Source organism: Bathymodiolus azoricus thioautotrophic gill symbiont (assembly GCF_001298715.1).
Lineage (GTDB): Bacteria > Pseudomonadota > Gammaproteobacteria > PS1 > Pseudothioglobaceae > Thiodubiliella.
Map to the genome: position 1 here is coordinate 1 of NZ_CDSC02000148.1, position 3,672 is coordinate 3,672.

General features: G+C 38.3%; 5 protein-coding genes and 3 tRNA genes. 6 read left to right on the forward strand and 2 right to left on the reverse strand.

The window, feature by feature from the left end; genetic code table 11:
* Nucleotides 1–236: transposase (locus BAZSYMA_RS02975; RefSeq protein WP_143243079.1), on the forward strand; the 236-nt coding region annotated here is incomplete at its 5' end.
* A gap of 184 nt (nucleotides 237–420) precedes the next feature.
* On the opposite strand, the gene BAZSYMA_RS02980 is transcribed toward BAZSYMA_RS02975, so the two are convergent.
* On the reverse strand, nucleotides 421–1,143 hold the full coding sequence (locus BAZSYMA_RS02980; protein ID WP_090715492.1) for an MBL fold metallo-hydrolase: 723 nt from the start codon (nucleotides 1,141–1,143) through the stop codon (nucleotides 421–423).
* Between the two features lie 71 nt (nucleotides 1,144–1,214).
* Between BAZSYMA_RS02980 and BAZSYMA_RS02985 the strand changes: the two genes are divergently transcribed.
* The 5 genes from BAZSYMA_RS02985 (at nucleotide 1,215) to pgeF (ending at nucleotide 3,369) form a co-directional block, all read left to right on the forward strand.
* Nucleotides 1,215–1,290: transfer RNA gene (locus BAZSYMA_RS02985), tRNA-Ala, on the forward strand.
* Nucleotides 1,291–1,313: 23 nt separating this feature from the next.
* Nucleotides 1,314–1,388 (forward strand) — tRNA-Glu (locus BAZSYMA_RS02990).
* 92 nt (nucleotides 1,389–1,480) lie between these two features.
* Nucleotides 1,481–1,557: transfer RNA gene (locus BAZSYMA_RS02995), tRNA-Glu, on the forward strand.
* Between the two features lie 161 nt (nucleotides 1,558–1,718).
* The gene (gene rluD / locus BAZSYMA_RS03000; protein WP_090715495.1) at nucleotides 1,719–2,660 is read left to right on the forward strand and encodes a 23S rRNA pseudouridine(1911/1915/1917) synthase RluD; all 942 of its coding nucleotides are present in this window, start codon (nucleotides 1,719–1,721) and stop codon (nucleotides 2,658–2,660) included.
* A complete protein-coding gene (gene pgeF / locus BAZSYMA_RS03005) occupies nucleotides 2,647–3,369 on the forward strand; it encodes a peptidoglycan editing factor PgeF (protein WP_090715497.1) in 723 nt (240 codons plus the stop codon). Before rluD ends, pgeF begins: the two co-directional genes overlap by 14 nt.
* Here the strand turns inward: pgeF and BAZSYMA_RS03010 are convergent.
* Nucleotides 3,347–3,535: a DUF2798 domain-containing protein gene (locus BAZSYMA_RS03010; protein WP_090715500.1), complete on the reverse strand. Its 189-nt coding sequence runs from the start codon at nucleotides 3,533–3,535 to the stop codon at nucleotides 3,347–3,349. The two genes, pgeF and BAZSYMA_RS03010, sit on opposite strands and share 23 nt — an antisense overlap.
* Nucleotides 3,536–3,672: the final 137 nt, after the last annotated feature.

Here is a 3,672-nt window from a genome sequence, read left to right on the forward strand (position 1 = left end):
ATGTTAATGGTATTGTGCATACTAATGGCATTGAGAGTGTTTGGGCGTTATTAAAACGCGGTTATCATGGTGTATTTCATCATTTTTCAGATAAACATATCGGGCGTTATGTTGATGAGTTTGTTTTTAGGTTGAATGATGGCAATGTCAAACGATCGACACTGGATAGAATTGATTCAATTGTGTTTGGATTTAGTGGTAATAGACTGTCTTATAAGATGTTGGTATTAATATAAGTTAGTCCCTTTTTTATTAACATCTGAATTCAGGATTAACGACATTAGACGATATTTATTATCTAGATTATGAGAGACTTTTGCCTAAATTAGAAATAATCATTAAAAACCCAATTGGGCAAAAATTGGTTTTTGTCAATCATCCCTAGTTTATACAAAGGTCTCTAAAAGTATTGATGATGCGCTATAACATAGCTTGGATTTCTAACTTGTTAAGCGCATCAGTCGGGTAAGCAATTAAACCCTGAGCCATATCATCAACAAATTTAACAAAATCGGCTTGTGTGTCAATAACGAGCCAAGCATTGCCTTGTTTTTGCTCATCCATCGTGGTTTCAATTTTTGAGCCATAATCATGTCCGCAATGTAGCATTGTATCGTTATCAACTTGCTTAAGTTTTTGCATAGAATGGTACAATTCTATTGCATTAGCGTCAGGCAGTGAGCAGTGTCCTGCGCCATAGACAAACAAGGTATCTCCTGCAATCAAATGTCCATCTAATAAATAGCAAACACCACCTGCAGTATGCCCTGGTGTATTAATTATTTTAGCGTTTGTCTTGCCTAAGCGTATTGTGTCACCATCACTAACTGTTTGCACTTTATTTTTAATTTGCAGATAAGGGACTTCATTAATGCCTATTGTGATTTTTGCCCCTATTTTTTCTATAATTTCATCCACTGCATTGATGTGGTCGCCATGCCAATGCGTTAGCCAAATATCGGTAAGTTTATAACCTTTGTCCTTAATACGCTGGATAAATAAATCTGCCTCCCAAGCGGGGTCAATAATGACGCAAGTTTTTGAAGCGTGGTCAAAAATAAAATGAATAGAGTTCTCGTAAACGCCTACATGATAAAGAATTTCCAAAGTAAAAGTTTTTTCGGTGTATTTTTTTTCTAACATAAGTGTATTTTAACTTGACTAATTTAGCATACAGACTATAATTTGCATCTTTTGCTTGGCAACCAACAAATGGGGCTATAGCTCAGCTGGGAGAGCACGACACTGGCAGTGTCGGGGTCAGCGGTTCGAACCCGCTTAGCTCCACCATCGTCCTAATGCAAAAAAACTATGTCGCCTTCGTCTATCGGTTAGGACCCCAGGTTTTCATCCTGGTAAGAGGAGTTCGATTCTCCTAGGCGATGCCAAATACCGAAAATGGCTCAGTTTTATTAAACTGAGCCATTTTTTTTCGCCTTAAAGAATTGCAAGAATATCTATTCTCAACTAAAATATCGCTGTCCCGTTCGTCTAGCTGGCTCAGGACTTCAGGATTTCATCCTGACAACAGGAGTTCAAATCTCTTACGGGACGCCAAATTAGATGATAAAAATACCGACTTGTTAGTCGGTATTTTTGTATTTAGAGACCTTTGCAGTGCGTAGCCTCCCTTACGGATAAATAGGGATGATTGGCAAAAGTCAATTTAATAGAAGACCTTGAAAAGTTGATTAATATAAAAGTGTAAAATTACGGCTATGAATCTTAATGTCATCATTCCAGACCGACTCATCGGGCAACGCATTGATAGTGCACTAGTTACAATGTTGCCAGATTATTCTCGTTCTAAAATCACTACTTGGGTTAAATCAGGGAGTGCTCTTATTAATGATAAAACCTTTAAACCTAAAGACAAAGTCTTAGGTGGTGAGATTGTTAAGCTTGAAATCAAGCGAGAAAAAACCAATGATTGGGTGGCACAAGATATTCCTATAGATATCGTTTTTGAAGATGAAGATATCATTATCATTAATAAACCAGTTGGCCTAGTGACGCACCCTGGTGCGGGTAACTGGAGTGGTACATTGGCAAATGCGCTGTTATATCACGATGCATCGCTGGCTAAACTTGATAGAGTAGGTATTGTACATCGCTTGGATAAAAATACTTCTGGCTTAATGGTAGTAGCACGCAGTGAATTGGCGCAAAAAAATCTAGTTGAGCAATTGCAAACGCACAGTGTGTCAAGAGAATATAGTGCTATTGTCTATGGGCATATGATCTCAGGTGGCACGGTTAATGAGCCTATCGGGCGTGATTCAAAAGACCGCATTAAACAAGCGGTGAGCGAAGGTGGCAAGGATGCTATTACGCATTACCGTGTGATTGACAGGTTTGGACACCATACGCATGTTAAGGCGGTTTTGGAAACAGGACGCACCCATCAAATTCGTGTACATATGTCGCATATAGGGTATCCACTGATTGCTGATACAATGTATGGCGGTAAGGTTCGTTTTCCAAAGAGAGCAGATGAAGCACTTAAAGATGCACTCAAAGGATTTGATCGTCAAGCATTGCATTCCAAAAAACTCACATTAACGCACCCGATTTCAGGGCAAGAAATGTCATGGAAAGCGCTATTACCAGAAGATATGCAAGCCCTAATTGAAGTGTTACAAAAATATGACCCAGCTTAGCGTTGGTTTTCCAAGTAAGGTTAAACATCTTTCAACCACACGATACTTAAAAGGTGGAACGAGTGTGGGTGGCTATGAAAACTTTAATCTTGCAATGCATACGGGCGATAATTTTGAATCAGTTGCACATAATCAAGCATTGCTCGTTCAACACTATAATTTGCCCAGTGAGCCAAAATGGTTAAATCAAACCCACTCTGATATTTGTTTAGATGCTCAGTCAAATGATTGCGAAGGCGACAGTGTTATTACTTGTGAGAAAGGTGTGGTTTGTGCGGTAATGACTGCTGACTGTCTACCGATTTTTGCATCCAATCAATCAGGTACACAAGTAGGCGTGGCACACGCAGGTTGGCAAGGGATTTTAAACGGTGTGATTGAATCATTCATCAAAGCCTTTGATGAACATGACTTGTTGATACATTTTGGCCCAGCGATTTGTGCGAAAAACCTTGAGGTAGGTAGCGAAGTATTTGAGCAGTTTATTGCTAAAGATGAAAAACTGAGCATGGCATTCACACAAAAAAAGGGCAAATATCACTTAGATATTTATCAGGTTGCACGCATTATTTTAAATGACTTGGATGTTAAAGTAATAACAGGTGGCGACCAATGCACTGTTGAACAGGAAGAAAAATATTTTTCCTATCGCCGAGATGGGGCAAACTCAGGCAGAATGGCACACCTTATTTGGATAACGACTGAATAATTATTTTCTTAAAAATCGGTGCAAAAATATACAGTAGTGGAAAGCCCGCTAACCATGCAATAGCAAAACTGGATAACCATTTTTCAATGGTTTGCTCGCCCCAGCCAATATTCATATAAGTCACCACAAATGACATAATACTAATCATAAATAATGACATAACGATACTAAATAGTCAGCCCTTAAAAACCACACAAAACATTGATTTATAATAATAAAAATAACAATAACCCTAGACAAATCAACCAACTTTTGTTAAAATACCTCTTATTTCTTGGTCGTTTTGCTTAAAAAAATGTTAAC